Raw genomic sequence first — 15,545 nt, forward strand, 5'->3', positions numbered from 1 at the left:
GATATCATGACCGTTCTCGATCAAAACCTCTCCGTAGCGGTAACGCGGCAGGAAAGCCGCGCCTGGAAGAAGATGAAGCGCAACAAATCGGCGCTTGTCGGCATGGTTATCGTGCTGTTTTTCGCCGTCCTTGCCATCGCCGCGCCGATCCTGCCGATTGCCGATCCGGTGGCGACCAGTTGGTCGGCCATCCGCAAGGCGCCCTCGGCGGCCCATTGGCTCGGCACCGACGATCTCGGTCGAGACATCCTTTCCCGTATGATCTATGGCGCGCGCGCCTCGCTGATGGCGGGCGTGGTCTCGGTGATGATCGCCGTGGTCATCGGCGTGCCCTTTGGCCTGATTTCAGGTTATTTCGGCGGCTGGGTGGATATGGTCATATCCCGCATCACCGAAGCGTTGCTGGCCATGCCGTTCCTCATCATGGCGATTGCGCTTGCCGCCTTCCTGGGCCCGAGCCTCACCAATGCGATGATCGCCATCGGCCTTTCCGCCATGCCGATTTTCGTGCGGCTGACGCGCGGGCAGGTGCTGGCGGTCAAGACCGAAGATTATGTCGAAGGCGCAAGGTCCATCGGCCTCAACCACATCGACATCATGACGCGTTACATCCTGCCGAATGTCTTCGCCCCCATCATCGTGCAGGCGACCCTGACGGTGGCGACCGCCATCATCGCGGAGGCGAGCCTTTCTTTCCTCGGCCTCGGCCAGCAGGCGCCGGCGCCCTCCTGGGGTTCGATGCTGAACACCGCGAAGAATTTCCTCAGCCAGGCGCCATGGATGACGATGTGGCCCGGCATCGCCATCTTCCTCGTCGTCATCGGCTTCAATCTTCTGGGCGACGGCCTGCGCGACGCGCTCGATCCGCGCGAAGCATGATCTTTTACAAGGAAATATCCGAATGAATGAATTCACCACACGCCCTGAAATCCTTGGCACCTTCGGCGTCGTCACCTCAACCCACTGGATCGCATCGGCCGTTGGCATGGCCATTCTAGAAAAGGGCGGCAATGCTTTCGACGCGGCCGTCGCCACCGGTTTCGTCCTGCAGATTGTCGAGCCGCATCTGTGCGGCCCCGGCGGAGATATGCCCGCCGTGTTTTATTCGAAGCAGAAGGACAAGGTGGAAGTCATCTGCGCACAGGGCCCGGCCCCGAGCGGTGCGACGATTGAACATTACACGTCGGAAGGGCTGAAGCTGATCCCCGGCGACGGGCTGCTCGCCACCGTCATCCCCGGCGCTTTCGACGGCTGGATGCTGATGCTGCGCGACTATGGCACGATGAGCGTGCGCGACGTGCTGGAACCGGCCATCTACTATGCCGAACACGGGCATCCGACATTGCCGCGCGTCTCCGCCACCATCAAGGGTCTGGCCGATTTCTTCGAGAAGGAATGGCCGACATCCCATGAGACGTGGCTGCCGGGTGGCGCGGCACCCGAGCCTCACGCCAATTTCCGCAATCCGGTTCTGGCCGCGACCTATCAGCGGATCGTCACCGAAGCCGAAGCGCGCTCCGGCCGTGAAAACCAGATCGAGGCGGCACGCGATGCCTTTTATCGGGGTTTCGTTGCGGAAGCTATTGACGGTTACGTGAGGACCGCGGAAGTCATGGATGCCAGCGGTGCTAAGCACAAGGGCGTGCTGACGGCGCAGGATATGGCGGATTGGAGCGCGACCGTCGAAGCGCCGCAGACACTCGACTATCACGACTGGACGATTGCCAAGACGCCCGCCTGGGGGCAGGGTCCGGTTCTGCTGCAATCGCTTGCGCTTCTGAAAGGCTTCGACATTGCGGCCATGGACCCCTCCGGTCCCGATTTCATCCACACCATCGTCGAAGCCATGAAGCTCGCCTTTGCCGACCGCGAGGTCTATTACGGCGATCCGGAATTCGGGCAGATCCCGACGGAATATCTCCTGTCGGAAGGTTACAATGCCGGCCGCCGCGCGCTGATAAGCGGCGAGGCCTCGCTGGAGCTGCGCCCCGGCACCGTGCCGGGTTACGAAAAGCAGGTGGACGCCACCATGGCCATGCTGGCCGAGATGAGCGGCACCGGTACGGTCTACGAGCCGACCATGTCGCATCTGACGGAGAAGCGCGGCGATACGGTGCATATCGATGTCATCGACCGCTGGGGCAACATGGTCTCCACCACGCCTTCCGGCGGCTGGCTGCAATCCTCGCCCATCGTGCCCGGCCTCGGTTTTGCGCTCAATTCCCGCGCCCAGATGTTCTGGCTGAAGGAAGGCCTGCCGACCTCGCTTGCACCGGGCAAACGTCCGCGCACCACGCTGACGCCTTCGCTTGCGCTGCATCAGGGGCGTCCCGCGATGGTGTTCGGCACGCCGGGCGGCGATCAGCAGGACCAATGGCAACTGCCTTTCTTCCTGCGTTACGCTCATCACGGCAAGAACCTGCAGGCCGCCATCGATATGCCGCTGTTCCACACCGCGCATTTTCCGGGCTCGTTTTATCCGCGCACCAGTTCGCCGGGTGAGATTACCGTGGAAAGCACGGTGGGCGAAGCGACCCTGCAGGAGCTTCGCCGCCGCGGGCACCGCGTCACTGTTGCCGATGCATGGTCGGTCGGGCGGCTCACCGCCGCGCGTCGCGATGCGGATGGTCTGCTGCGTGCCGCTGCAACACCGCGGCTGATGCAGGCCTATGCGGTAGGGCGGTGACACCATGGAGACAAACCCCGTCCTTTCCGTCCGTAACCTCACCACCTCCTTCCTCGTTGATGGCGCATGGAAGAGCGTCGTGCGCAACGTGTCCTTCGATGTCGCGCCCGGCGAAACCGTTGCGATTGTCGGCGAATCCGGCTCCGGTAAATCGGTAACGTCGCTGTCTCTCATGCGCCTGCTTGCCCCGGCCTCCAGCCGGATCGAGGGTGAAGTGCTGCTCAACGGGCGCGATCTTCTTGCGCTTTCCGAAAGAGAAATGCGCGGCGTGCGCGGCAACGATATCTCGATGATCTTTCAGGAACCGATGACCTCGCTCAATCCGATCTTCACCATCGGCCGCCAGATTTCCGAAGTCCTCATCCGGCACAAGGGGCTTTCGAAGCAGGAGGCACGGGCGGAGACGGTGCGGCTTTTGGAAAAGGTTCGCATTCCCAACGCCTCCGGCCGTTTCGATGAATATCCGCACCAGTTTTCCGGCGGCATGCGCCAGCGGGTGATGATCGCCATGGCGCTCGCTTCACGGCCGAAACTGCTGATCGCCGACGAGCCGACGACGGCGCTCGACGTGACCATTCAGGGCCAGATCCTCGACCTGATAAAACTGCTGCAGGAAGAGGAGGGCATGTCGGTGCTCTTCATCACCCATGACATGGGCGTCGTGGCCGAAATCGCCGACCGGACGATCGTGATGTATCGCGGCGATGAAGTCGAGACCGGACCGACCGAGGACATCTTCCGGCGCGGCGAGCACCCCTATACGCGGGCGCTGCTTTCGGCGGTGCCGAAGCTCGGCTCAATGCGCGACCGGCAATGGCCGACACGGTTTCCGGTGCTCGACATGAAAACCGGCCTTTCGAGCGAGCCGCGGGAGGTGGCGGGGACGGTTGCGAGCGGGCAGACGCCGGTTCTGTCGGTCCGAAACCTTGTGACGCGTTTTGCCATCCGCTCCGGCCTGCTGGCACGCCAGACGGGTGCGGTTCACGCCGTCGAAAACGTCTCCTTCGATCTGTTTCAGGGCGAAACGCTGTCGCTGGTGGGTGAATCCGGCTGCGGAAAATCCACCACCGGCCGCTCGATCATGCGGCTTGTGGAGCCGACGGCCGGCGACGTGTCGCTCGACGGTTACGATGTGATGCGGCTCGATACGGTCGGCCTGCGCAATATGCGCAAATCCGTGCAGATGATCTTTCAGGACCCGTTCTCCTCGCTCAATCCGCGCATGACGATAGGCACGGCTATTTCCGAGCCCTTCATCAAGCACAAACTCGGCAGCAGCAGACAGGCGAAGGAAAAGACTGCCGATCTTCTTGAAAAGGTAGGCCTGTCCGCCGATATGGCCAGCCGCTACCCCCATGAATTTTCGGGCGGCCAGCGCCAGCGCATTGCCATTGCCCGTGCGCTTGCGCTCGATCCGAAGGTTATCGTCGCCGATGAGAGCGTCTCGGCGCTCGATGTTTCCATCAAGGCGCAGGTCTGCAATCTGCTGCTCGACCTGCAACAGAGCCTCAACCTCGCCTTCCTGTTCATCAGCCATGACATGGCGGTGGTGGAGCGCGTCAGCCACCGGGTGGCGGTGATGTATCTCGGGGAGATCGTCGAAATCGGGCCGCGTGCGGCGGTTTTCGACAATCCGCAGCATCCCTATACGAAAAAGCTGATGTCCGCCGTGCCGGTGCCGGACCCGGCAAGGCGCGGGATAAGGCGCGGCATATCCAATGACGAGCTGAAAAGCCCGATACGGGCCATGGGATATGAAACGCCGGTGCGAAACTACAGGACGGTTTCGCCCGGCCACCTGGTGCAGGTGGCCTGAGACGACGGCTGCTGTATGAATGCTCCGAAGAAGAAGCCGCTATGCGGGGTTCTTGGGCGGAACGCCGCGCAGGTGCTCCATAAGATAGGCATGGGTCGCGGCATTGGCGACGATCAGCGTACCGGTCTTTTCATAGAACTCCGGTCCGCGGCCCCACCAGTCGGTCACGATGCCACCGGCCTCCTGCACCAGCAGAATGCCGGCTGCCGTGTCCACGAAGCCCGTTTCCTCGTAATAGCCGGTCAGCCGGCCGCAGGCGACGTAAGCGCAGGAATTGGCGGCGCTGCCGACCACACGGACCGCGCCGATGGGCGCACGAATGGCGTCAAGGCGTTGATAGGCGCCGGGATAAAGCTGGAGATTGGGCGTGGGCAGGCCCGTGCCGACGCACATCAGGGCGACATCGGTGCTGGCATTGACCCGCAGGCGCTCGCCGTTGAGATAGGCGCCGTCTCCCTTGATCGCGGTGAACATCTCGTCGGAAACGGGATTGTAGACCAGCCCGCAGATCGTTTCATTGCCACGGCGAAGCGCAATGGTGATTGTATAGTGCTGGCCGAAAAGGAAATTGGTGGTGCCGTCGATGGGGTCGACCAGCCAGCGGTGATCCTGATCCGTCCCTTCGACGGGCGCGAATTCCTCGCCGGTCAGTCCCCAGGGATATTGCCCGAGCAGACGGTCGCGGATCAGTGTTTCGGAATCCCTGTCCGCGTCGGAAACGAAGTCCCCCGGTCCCTTGACGCCGATCTCGATCTCGCGGAAGCGCCTGAAATGGTCGAGCGTCAATGCGCCGGCTTCGCGGGCGGTGGCGACCATATGGTCGAGGATGGTGCTGTAATTGACTGTCATCGGCTGAAAACCTCGGCGAGCCCTTCCGGATCGTCGGTGGTGATCTGGTCCACCTTAAGCCGCAAGAGGCGTTTCACCTGTTCTATGGATTGCGGTGTGACGCTGTTGATCGTCCACGCGTCGACCCGGCGACCGGCGGCGTGGATGGGGGCGATGATATCGACACCCGCATCCTCGGCGGCAAGCACGATCTCGTAGGCGAGGTAGATCATGTCGGCATCGGGTGCCGTGGCAAGGGCGTCTGCGATGAAGCCCGGATAGTTTCCGCTTGCCTTCAGGGCGGCTAGCGTGCCGCGATGGCATGGATCATATCCGGTGCGAAGGCCGGGGGCTGACCCGGCAAGCGTCGCGATGGCGTCGAAATCGCCGCCCGACAGGATCACGGACTTCGCCAAGGGCGAAACGCTCGCCCCGAAACCGGCGACCACCTGCGGAGTAAGCGCTTGCCGGTCTTCCTTGAAATCGAGCTGGAGCAGGGCGTCGGGATGAACGGCGCCCTCGGCAAGCAGGGCGCAAAGGTCTTCGAGCAGCATTACCTTCGCATCGATGGGCTGGCCGTCATTGTCGCGCAAATGAAGCTGGCGCAGGGCGGCGGCGGATGTGTCGCGCACCCGGCCGGTGCCGGTGGTCTCCCGATCCAGCGTCCGGTCATGCAAAACGGCGCAGCCGTGATCGGCGTGAATGACGAGATCGACCTCGATGCTTGCACCGAGCCGCATCGCCTCGATGATACGCTCGCCGGTAAAGACCGGATCGTCAGCGCGGCGGCGGGCGCGATGCCATTTGAGCCATGTTCTGTGGCCGTCGCGGTCGATATGGATCGGCTGGTTCATGTCAGCTCCGGTAGATTGGGCGGTTGTCGCGATAGGCCGTGATGGCACGGGGCGAAATCCGTACGCCCTGTCCCGTCTGGAACATATCCGGGTGGGCGACCATGGATTTGATCCTTGTACCATCGGCAAGATCAAGGTCGACAAGCCCGTGGGTGCCGTAATCCGTCACCCGATGCACACTTGCTTCCGGCGTTTCGGAAATCGTCAGATCGATGGCTTCCGGGCGAACGGCGAGAATGGCCGGTCCGTCGGAGACCGGAAGCGGCAGGGTGAAGTCGGCGCGCATGAAGTTTCCGTCTGAAACCGCGCCCTCTATCAGGTTCATGGTGCCGATGAAGCCGGCGACGAACGGGGTCTGCGGTTCGCGATAGATCACATTCGGCCGGTCGATCTGTTCGGTCTTGCCGTTCGCCATCACGACGATGCGGTCGGCCATGGAAAGGGCCTCATCCTGACCGTGGGTGACGAACAGCGTGGTGATGCCGAGACGCTGCTGAATATCGCGCACCTCTTCCCGCAGCCGCTCGCGCAGATGCTGGTCGAGGCTGGCGAAGGGCTCGTCAAGCAGGAGTATTTTCGGTTCGAGAACCAGCGAGCGGGCGAGCGCTACGCGCTGCTGCTGGCCGCCGGAAAGCTGGCTGGTGGCGCGCTCGCCATAACCGGAAAGCCCGACGAGCTCGAGCACAGCCTCCACTTTCTCTCTGATGACTGCAGCCGGCATGCGGCGCAGCCCGAGGCCGAAAGCGAGGTTTTTGAAGACGTTCATATGGCTCCAGAGCGCGTGGCTCTGAAACACCATGCCGGTTGGCCGCCGCTCTGGCGGCAGGTGGGTGACATCTTCGCCATCGATGGTGATCTGCCCGCCCGTCGGCTGCTCGAAGCCGCCGACCATGCGCAGCAGCGTCGATTTGCCCGAACCGGAAGGGCCGAGAAGGCAGACGAGTTCGCCATCGGCGACATCGAGCGAGAAACTGTCGACTGCCTTGGTCCCGCCGGAATAGGTTTTCGTGACCTGGCGGATGTGAAGTACGGACATGATGATTTCCTAACCGCCGAAACCGCGGGCGAATGCGCCGCCACCGATGACGCGGCGGGCGAACATGAGGGCAATGAAGGACGGCACCCAAAGCAGGACGGAGAGGACCGCGCCATACTGGATAACCATCTGGTTGTTGATGTAGCTGATCATCAGCACCGGCATCGTGCGAATGCCGGGCGCACCGATCAGCCATGCGCCTTCCGTCTCGTAAAAAGTGCCGACAAAGCTCAGCAGCACGGCAGCGGCGATGGTCGGTCCCGCCTGCGGCAGCGTAATCGACCAGAAGACCCTGAGCGGACTGGCGCCGACATCGCGGGCCGCCTCTTCCATGCGCCGGTCGACAGCCTGAAATGCCGCCACGGGAATCCAGATCATGAACATCAGCGTGCCGACTAGCTGGATGAGAACGACGCCCCAGAAGGTGCCGATGAGGTTGAGCTGCAGGAAAATGGCGGCAATCGCCACCAGAAGCCCGAATTTCGGGAAGGCGTGGCCCGCAAGGAAGGAGAAGAACAGCAGGTTGCGGCCGGGAAAGCTCATGCGCGCAAAGGCATAGGCGGCGGGAAGGCAGATCACCGCTGAAAGCAGCGTTACCACAGTCGTCAGCCGCAGGCTCAGCATCAGCGCGTTCCACACGTCGGCGCGGCCGAGCGTCTGGCCCCAGAAGCGGAAACCGAACTGCTGGGGAATGACGTTGGGGAAACGCCAGACCTCGGTGAATGCCCAGGTGCCCACGACAAGCAGCGGCCCGACGATGGCGACGGTGAGAAGGGTGGCGAAAAATATGCCGGGCCAGTCCATGCGGGTTCGCGCCGGCGTGAGGGTCGTCATGTCATTTCCCCTGGTTGCGTGCGACCGAACGCACGTAGAACAGGCCGAATGCGATGCAGAAACCGAAAGCGATGACGGCCTGGGTCATGGCGCCGATGGGATCCTGCACTTCGCGCAGCGTGCGCTGCATGAAGGGGCCGAGCATTTCGGGAGAGGCCGGTCCGAGAAGATAGGGCAGGGTGAAGGAGGAAAAAATGCCGAGCACCGAAAAGGAAAGCGCCACGAGAATGGAATTGGAAATGCGCGGCAGGATGATGTGCCAGAAGACCTGAAGCGCGTTTGCACCCACATCCCGCGCCGCCTCCACCGACTGGTTGGCGACGCTGCCAAGCCCCGCGAGCAGGATCAGAACGGTCAGCGGAATATTGTCCCAGACGAGACCGATGACCGGTCCCCACGGGGTGAGATAGGGCGTGCGGATTTTCGGTAGATCGACCGCATTGAGCAATATGTCCGCCATGCCGTTGGGCCCGAGAACGCGGATGAAGGCGAAGGCGAGGATGATGGAAGGCACGAACATCGGGAAGATGGCGAGCGCCTGCACATAAGCCGAAAGGCGGCCTTGCGAAAAGCGCAGGTAGAGCGCGATCGGCAGGCAGATCGCCAGCAGGAGGATCGCGCAGACCATTGTCGTCCACAACGTCACGGCAAGATTGTCGAGGCTGTAGCGGTCCGAAAAGAAGAAGCCGTAGCTCGAAAGATCGAAACCCGTTTCACCGTTCGCTCCGGTGCGCCAGACGGTGCGGCCGATGGCGTTGATGGCAGGCCAGATGACGAGCCACATCATCAGGAACACGGGGATGGCGACGAGCAGGAGGCCGACTGGCCTCCTGCCTGCCGTATTGTCGATGAGCGGGCGAACCGCTCCTTCCGCAACCTTGGTCACGACTTGCGGTCGACGTTGGGAGCGACGTTGCGATACCAGCCATCATTGATGGCGGTTTCCCATTTGCCGGCCGGGAAGGTCGGAATGGTCTGCGGGATGATGTCGGCGAAACGCTTGCGCAGTTCGGCCGGCACATAGTCCCAGGAAACGCCGGGGAAACCGCCGAGTTCGGTGAGGATCGCGCCCTGAATTTCTTCCGACAGCACGAAATTGGCGAGCTTCAGGGCGGCGTCGCGATTGGCGCCGTTGGCAAGCACCACGGCGCGCGAGAAATCACCGCAAAGCGCCAGATCCTGAAGCTGGACGAGGCCAGTTTCTTGCGGCAGAACGCCCTGATCGATGGCCTTCAACACCTGATCGGACCAGACGGGAGTCATGGTGACGACGCCCTGCGAAAGCAGCTGCAGCGACTGTGTGTTGCCGGAGGAATATGCGCCCTTGTCATAGAGCGACGGGGCGATATCGTTCAGCAGCGCCCATGCCTTGCCGAGAGCCTTGTCACCGGCTTCCTGCGTGTAATTATCGACCGTGAAGGCCTTGGGGTCGAGGCCGTTGGCCTGATGGATGGCGCGGCGGACGAAGTTACCGCCGGAGCCGCCCTTGTCGGGACGGTTATAGACGAACTGGCCGGGATTGGCCTTGATCCACTTGACGAGCTCATCCCAGGTCTTCGGTGCATCCGCCGGCTTGAGCTTGCTGGTGTCATAGGCGAGCAGAACCTGGCTGCCGCGATAGGGCAGGCTATATTCGCTGCGGATGGCAAGCGGATTGACGCGCGAATAGTTGGAGAGGCCGGCTTTCGCCATGTTCACATAGATGCCGGCATCGATGCCGCCGGTGGGCAGCAGCGGATCGGCCGTTTCGAAATAATCGGCCTGCGGATCGGTGCCCGTCTGCTTTGCGGCGATGGCGCGCTCGCCGATGGCGGTGATGCCCGCGCTGTCGCCGGCATCGACGAGGTTGAGCTTCAGGCCGGGATTGGCGGCTTCAAAGGCGGGCTTGATCGTATTGGACCAGAAATCGAGGATATTCGTATCCGAACTGGTGTACCAGTCGATCATGCCCGGAGCGGCGAAGCTCATGCGCGGTGCAAGGGCGAGACCGGCGGCGGCGCCTGCGGCGGACATCATAAAGGTGCGGCGTTTCATCTATGTCTCCGATGTTTTCGGCGCGAGTGGAACTGCTGAGCGCTGACCCCGGGGAAGATGGGGAAGGCTCTGGCCGGTCGTTGCACAGCCGTGCATTTTTTGAACGGGCCGGCGGCGGTTCTAATGTCTTTCCATAACGCTTTCGTGACGGTTGCTGCCGACAGCATCGCCGGCGCACACTGTTCGTGTCGCCGTTCGAAAGCAGGCCCTACTCAAGGCGTTGCCGGGCAGGTAGAGTGATCGCGATTGGATTGGAGGGAGGGGAGCGATGATTGCAGCCTATATCGACGAACTTATCATGTTCTGTGCCGGCCTGTGGATGACATGTGTCGGCTTCGGTTATCTGCCGCTGTCAAAAAACATGGTCAGTCAGCCGCCGGTTGTTCGTCACTTCAGATGGATGGGGTCTCTGCTGATCGTTATTGCAGCCGTTCTGGCTGCTGCCAGCTGACCGGAGAATCTTCCGCAAAGAAAAACCCCGCCGAAGCGGGGTCTCGTCTTACCAGGGCTGACGTCCATACCAGTCGTCGATGTCTTTCCTGGCCCGGTCCTTTTCGTAACCGTAGCGCTCCTGAATCTTGCCTTCGAGCTGTTCGCGTTTGCCGTTGATGACATCGAGGTCGTCGTCGGTGAGTTTACCCCACTGCTCCTTGACCTTGCCCTTCATCTGCTTCCAGTTGCCTTCAACGCGGTTCCAATCCATTGGTGCTCTCCCTTTTTTGGCTTGCACTGGTAAATGTCCGAACCTCCGCAGGGTTCCGCCGAGCGGCCGAAATGTTCGGCGTAACTGTGGCCTGCTGCCACGAAAAGATCACGATTCATTCAGCCGCAGTTCACCCGGCGGGGCGCTAAATCGTCTCATCCCACAAGGAGGGAGATAAGATGCGCAAGATGATTCTAACCGCCGGATTAATTCTCGGCGCCCTGTTCGGCACCGGCGCCAACGCCATGCCTGTCGGTCAACCGTCTGCACCTTCGGCATCCCACATTCAAAAGGTGGATTATGCCTGCGGCCGCGGCTTCCATTTGACTCCGCGCGGCTATTGCCGTCCGAACGGACCGCGTTATGAGCGCGGCTGGGACCGGCGCGACCGCTGGGAAGCTCGCCGTGAATGGCGCGAGCGTCAGGCCAGACGGGAATGGCGTGAGTGGCGCGACCGCAGAGATTATCGCGACTACCGCGATCGTCGCGATTATTATCGATACTGATCGGGCAAGGCCCTCTCTACGTCGGGAGGGCCTTTCTCATATGGCCTGGTGAGGGCCATCCGCTCTCGGGGAGGGTGTGAATACAGCGTCCCTGCTCCAAATCAGCATGGGCTTAGACAGAATTGCCTTCAATGTGAGGAAACCCTGACGGCAGTTCGGGGTTAGTCCCGTATCACCGTTCATAAGGAGGATACGATGGACATCACCAGACGCACGATTCTCACCGCCGGTGCAGCAACCGCCGCCGCTGCAATCTTTCCCCGCCCGCACGTCGCGCGTGCCGCACTGCCCTTGATGCAGCCCAAACTTCCTTTCGCCGAGGCCGATCTCGCGCCAGTGATTTCGGCGAAAACGGTGGGTCTTCATTATGGAAAACACCACAAGGCCTATTACGACAAGCTGAATGCGCTTGCCGCCGGCACGCCCTATGCCGACATGGAGCTGGCGGATATCGTGACGACATCCGCCAAGTCGAAAGAGGCGGCGGACGTCAAGATCTTCAACAATGCCGCACAGGCGTGGAACCATGTCGCCTATTGGGATCAGTTCGTACCGGGCGGGCCGAACCGGCCGACGGGCGATCTCGCCACTTCGGTAGACGAGACCTTCGGTGGCTATGATGGTTTCATCAAACGTGCGGTCGATGTCTCCGACACGGTCTTCGGCACCGGCTGGGTGTGGCTCACGCGCGGCGACGACGACCGGCTCGCGCTGATCGGATATGAGGACGGCAAAAATCCCGTCGCTGTCGGTCGCCCGGCCTATCTCGGCATCGACATATGGGAGCATGCCTATTACGTCGATTATGAAAATCGCAAGGCCGACCATATTCGCGCCGTGCTCGACAAGCTGGTTAACTGGCGGGTCGTCGAAGAACGCCTGAAATCATAACGATCCTCTTTCTCCTGAAACCTGCCGGCAGCGGCCGGCCGCCTGCGGGTTGCCCTGAGGTGCATTTTAGCTACTATGCGCCCATGGCGAGGAGGCCATGTTACAGGAGGGTTCATGATTTACCGGTCTTCAAAACGGCGCATGATTTTGAAACTTGCCGCTGCGGCGGTTTCTTTCGGTATGCTGGGAACGGCTGCGCTCGCGCAGGGTTTCCCCGATCGAACGATTACTCTGGTCGTTCCTTTCGCGGCGGGCGGCTCCACCGATGTGGTCGCGCGTGTTATCGCACAGAAGATGGGTGATGAGCTCGGCCAGCAGATCGTTGTTGAAAATGTCGCCGGGGCCGGCGGCAATCTCGGTGCCGACCGCGTGGCCCGCGCCGATCCTGACGGTTATACGATCCTGATGGGAACGGTTGCCACCCACGCCCTCAACCCGCTCATTCTCAAGACCAAGCCTTACGATCCGGAAAAGGATTTCACGCCGGTTTCGCTGCTCGTGGTGGTGCCGAATGTGCTGGTCGTCAATCCGAAGCTCAACGTCAACAGCGTGGCGGAACTGATTGCCCTCTTGAAGGCCGAGCCGGACAAACATGCCTACGCCTCTTCCGGCAATGGCACCCCGCTGCATCTTTCCGGCGAACTTTTCAAGAGCATGGCCGGCGTCAGCATGCAGCATGTTCCCTACAAGGGTGCAGGCCCGGCGCTCAACGATCTGCTCGGCAATCAGATTTCCATCATGTTCGACAATCTGCCGTCTTCGTCCGGACATATCAAATCCGGCACGTTGCGGGCGCTCGGCGTCACGACCAAGGAGCGCGCCTCGTCCTTCCCGGATCTGCCGACAATCGCCGAGACGGTGCCGGGTTATGAGACCTACACCTGGAATGCGCTCTTTGCGCCTGCCGGCACGCCGGCCGAGGTGGTCGACAAGCTGAATGCCGCGGCCAAAAAGGCGCTTGCCGATCCGGGAGTTGCCGCACGCATGGCGGAGTTCAGCGCCAAGATCGTCGCCTCTTCGCCGGATGAGCTGAAAACCCACGTTGCTGCGGAAATCGCCAAGTGGGGACCGGTGGTCAAGGACGCGAATGTGCAGATGGACTGACCGGTAACGGCAGATACCATCCTCATTTTCCGCCACACATCCTGCCGGTTGCGGACGGAAATAACGACCTGACGAAATCGTGGCCGATGCCGTTGTCGCATCGGCCGCGATTCATAGTGACGCACCCAACCGGTGTGGCCATTCCGCATCACTCACCAGCCGGTTGCAAAAACCCGCTTGGCAAGCTCCAACGGCTGAGTTACAAATCTCACTACCGCGTCAGATCGAACAAAGGGAGGCGTTGCATGACACCAGCATTCTTCGAAACCCTCCCGCAGGGAATGACCCGACACTAGGTCATATCCATTCGCGGCCCGCCATCGCGCGCCCGACATGCGGTTTTACTTCCCCCATAGCCCGATTGATCTGACGGGATCACTTCGTCTCCCGCCCGGGCTGTGCCATCCAACTTCCGTTTTGAGGACCGGTCGCCGATTACATGGCGCTGGGCTGGTAAAAATGACTCGCAAGAAGCTCGATTTCCGCGCCGATGCCTATCGACATGTGCTCGGCTTTGTTTTCAACCATTGGCGTCATCGGCCGGCGCTGGTGGGTTTCATCATCGTTCTGGTGATTGCCAGCACGCTGGCCGAAGTGATGGTGCCGGTCTTTTCCGGCCAGATCGTCGATGCCATTGCCGGTGGCAACGGGGCAGACAAGGCGCTGCGCGCCTTCGTCATTGTGGTGGCGCTGGGGCTGGTGAGCGTTGTGCTGCGCTGGTTCATATTCAACGGCATCATCCGGTTGACGTTGAAAATCATGGCGGATGTCGCCAATAACGGCTTCCACAAGGTGCAGCGCTTCTCCACCGACTGGCATGCGAACAGCTTCGCCGGCTCCACGGTCCGCAAGATCACGCGCGGCATGTGGGCGCTGGATTCGCTGAACGACCTGCTGCTCGTCGCGCTTTTGCCATCCATCGTCATGCTGGTGGGCGCCACCATCGTGCTCGGCAGCTACTGGCCGGTCATGGGCCTGATCGTCGGTCTCGGATCGCTGATCTATATCGGCGTTACGGTCGGCCTTTCCATGGGATATGTGTCGCCGGCGGCAAGGCTTGCCAATGCCTGGGATACCAGACTTGGCGGCGCGCTGGCGGATGCCATCAGCTGCAATTCGGTGGTCAAGGCCTTCGGTGCCGAGACCCGCGAAGAAACGCGGCTGGGCCATGTGCTGGTGAAGTGGGACAACCGCACGCGCAGGACATGGAAGCGTGGCACGCTGAACGGCACGATCCAAAGCTTCATGATGGTCTCCATGCAGGCCGGCATTCTGGGTACGGGCCTCATCATGTGGCAAAAGGGGCTGGCGACGCCGGGCGACATTACCTTCGTGCTTGCGATGTTCTTCGTGCTGCAGGGTTATCTGCGCGATGTGGGGCAGGATATCCGCAACCTGCAACGCGCCGTCAACGACATGGAAGAGCTGGTGCTGCTGGACAAGATGCCGCTCGGCATCGAGGACAGGCCGGATGCGGGGCCTATCAAAATTGGAAAGGGCGAGATCGTCTTCGATCACGTTACCTTCCAGTATGGCGCGCATCCCACGCCGCTTTACGATGACTTTTCGGTCACCATCAAGGCGGGTGAACGGGTGGGTCTGGTCGGCCATTCCGGTTCGGGCAAGACAACCTTCGTCAAGCTCATCCAGCGGCTTTACGACATCAAGTCGGGCGCGATCCGCATCGACGGCCAGAATATCGCAGGCGTCACGCAATCGAGCCTGCGCGGCCAGATCGCCATCGTGCAGCAGGAGCCCATCCTGTTCCACCGCACGCTGGCGGAAAACATCGCTTACGGCCGGCCGGACGCCACGCGGCGTCAGATCGAGCAGGCGGCGAAACAGGCCAGCGCCCATGATTTCATCATGTCCCTTCCCAAGGGTTATGAGACGATGGTGGGCGAACGCGGTGTCAAGCTGTCCGGCGGTGAGCGTCAGCGTGTCGCCATCGCCCGTGCATTCCTTGCGGATGCGCCGGTGCTGATACTGGACGAGGCCACTTCCAGCCTCGACAGCGAAAGCGAAGTGCAGATCCAGCAGGCGATGGAACGGCTGATGGTCGGCCGCACCACACTCGTCATCGCCCATCGGCTCTCCACTGTCCGGGCGCTGGACCGGCTGCTTGTCTTCGACAAGGGCAGGATTGTCGAAGAGGGTGATCATCAGGCGCTGATCCGCCTCAATGACGGCATCTACCGCCGGCTGTTCGAACGGCAGGCGCTGGAGCTGACCAAGGGCCTGGTGGCCTGAAAA

General features: G+C 61.6%; 15 protein-coding genes. 8 read left to right on the forward strand and 7 right to left on the reverse strand.

Annotated elements, in window-relative coordinates:
- The first annotated feature begins 6 nt into the window (after positions 1-6).
- Genes AGR7B_RS23390 through AGR7B_RS23400 form a run of 3 tightly spaced genes read left to right on the forward strand, consistent with a single transcriptional unit; the run spans position 7 to position 4,502 of the window.
- Positions 7-879, forward strand: a complete 873-nt coding sequence (locus tag AGR7B_RS23390) for an ABC transporter permease (RefSeq protein ID WP_003521670.1) — start codon at positions 7-9, stop codon at positions 877-879.
- A 22-nt stretch (positions 880-901) separates the two neighbouring features.
- Positions 902-2,686, forward strand: coding sequence for a gamma-glutamyltransferase family protein (locus tag AGR7B_RS23395; protein ID WP_065657711.1), 1,785 nt, complete (start codon positions 902-904; stop codon positions 2,684-2,686).
- 4 nt (positions 2,687-2,690) lie between these two features.
- A complete protein-coding gene (locus AGR7B_RS23400) occupies positions 2,691-4,502 on the forward strand; it encodes an ABC transporter ATP-binding protein (RefSeq protein WP_080858066.1) in 1,812 nt (603 codons plus the stop codon).
- A gap of 39 nt (positions 4,503-4,541) precedes the next feature.
- Here the strand turns inward: AGR7B_RS23400 and AGR7B_RS23405 are convergent, their stop codons facing one another.
- From AGR7B_RS23405 to AGR7B_RS23430, 6 genes are read right to left on the reverse strand one after another with little or no spacing between them, the layout of a single operon-like run.
- Positions 4,542-5,351 (reverse strand): inositol monophosphatase family protein, encoded by an 810-nt coding sequence (locus AGR7B_RS23405; RefSeq protein WP_080858067.1) that lies wholly within the window; start codon positions 5,349-5,351, stop codon positions 4,542-4,544.
- Positions 5,348-6,184: a glycerophosphodiester phosphodiesterase gene (locus tag AGR7B_RS23410; RefSeq protein ID WP_080858068.1), complete on the reverse strand. Its 837-nt coding sequence runs from the start codon at positions 6,182-6,184 to the stop codon at positions 5,348-5,350. The genes AGR7B_RS23405 and AGR7B_RS23410 overlap by 4 nt, the downstream gene beginning before the upstream one ends.
- A gap of 1 nt (position 6,185) precedes the next feature.
- The gene (locus AGR7B_RS23415) at positions 6,186-7,220 is read right to left on the reverse strand and encodes an ABC transporter ATP-binding protein (RefSeq protein ID WP_080858069.1); all 1,035 of its coding nucleotides are present in this window, start codon (positions 7,218-7,220) and stop codon (positions 6,186-6,188) included.
- 9 nt (positions 7,221-7,229) lie between these two features.
- Positions 7,230-8,054, reverse strand: coding sequence for an ABC transporter permease (locus AGR7B_RS23420; RefSeq protein WP_003521664.1), 825 nt, complete (start codon positions 8,052-8,054; stop codon positions 7,230-7,232).
- Between the two features lies 1 nt (position 8,055).
- Positions 8,056-8,940, reverse strand: coding sequence for an ABC transporter permease (locus tag AGR7B_RS23425; protein WP_080858070.1), 885 nt, complete (start codon positions 8,938-8,940; stop codon positions 8,056-8,058).
- A complete protein-coding gene (locus tag AGR7B_RS23430; RefSeq protein ID WP_080858071.1) occupies positions 8,937-10,088 on the reverse strand; it encodes an extracellular solute-binding protein in 1,152 nt (383 codons plus the stop codon). Before AGR7B_RS23430 ends, AGR7B_RS23425 begins: the two co-directional genes overlap by 4 nt.
- A gap of 268 nt (positions 10,089-10,356) precedes the next feature.
- Between AGR7B_RS23430 and AGR7B_RS23435 the strand changes: the two genes are divergently transcribed.
- Positions 10,357-10,539: a hypothetical protein gene (locus AGR7B_RS23435; protein ID WP_080858072.1), complete on the forward strand. Its 183-nt coding sequence runs from the start codon at positions 10,357-10,359 to the stop codon at positions 10,537-10,539.
- Between the two features lie 48 nt (positions 10,540-10,587).
- Here the strand turns inward: AGR7B_RS23435 and AGR7B_RS23440 are convergent, their stop codons facing one another.
- The gene (locus AGR7B_RS23440; protein WP_080858073.1) at positions 10,588-10,791 is read right to left on the reverse strand and encodes a CsbD family protein; all 204 of its coding nucleotides are present in this window, start codon (positions 10,789-10,791) and stop codon (positions 10,588-10,590) included.
- Positions 10,792-10,970: 179 nt separating this feature from the next.
- Between AGR7B_RS23440 and AGR7B_RS23445 the strand changes: the two genes are divergently transcribed.
- The 4 genes from AGR7B_RS23445 to AGR7B_RS23460 all read left to right on the forward strand — a co-directional run bounded on the left by AGR7B_RS23445 (position 10,971) and on the right by AGR7B_RS23460 (position 15,542).
- A complete protein-coding gene (locus tag AGR7B_RS23445) occupies positions 10,971-11,297 on the forward strand; it encodes a GCG_CRPN prefix-to-repeats domain-containing protein (protein ID WP_020810616.1) in 327 nt (108 codons plus the stop codon).
- 195 nt (positions 11,298-11,492) lie between these two features.
- Complete coding sequence (locus tag AGR7B_RS23450; protein WP_080858074.1) at positions 11,493-12,188, forward strand: superoxide dismutase; 696 nt, start codon at positions 11,493-11,495, stop codon at positions 12,186-12,188.
- A gap of 114 nt (positions 12,189-12,302) precedes the next feature.
- Positions 12,303-13,292, forward strand: coding sequence for a Bug family tripartite tricarboxylate transporter substrate binding protein (locus tag AGR7B_RS23455; protein WP_080858075.1), 990 nt, complete (start codon positions 12,303-12,305; stop codon positions 13,290-13,292).
- Between the two features lie 459 nt (positions 13,293-13,751).
- Positions 13,752-15,542 carry an ABC transporter ATP-binding protein gene (locus AGR7B_RS23460; protein WP_080858076.1) on the forward strand — a complete coding sequence of 597 codons (1,791 nt, stop codon included), beginning with the start codon at positions 13,752-13,754 and terminating at the stop codon, positions 15,540-15,542.
- The last annotated feature ends 3 nt before the right edge of the window (positions 15,543-15,545 follow it).

Source organism: Agrobacterium deltaense RV3 (assembly GCF_900013505.1).
GTDB classification, from domain to species: Bacteria; Pseudomonadota; Alphaproteobacteria; order Rhizobiales; family Rhizobiaceae; genus Agrobacterium; species Agrobacterium leguminum.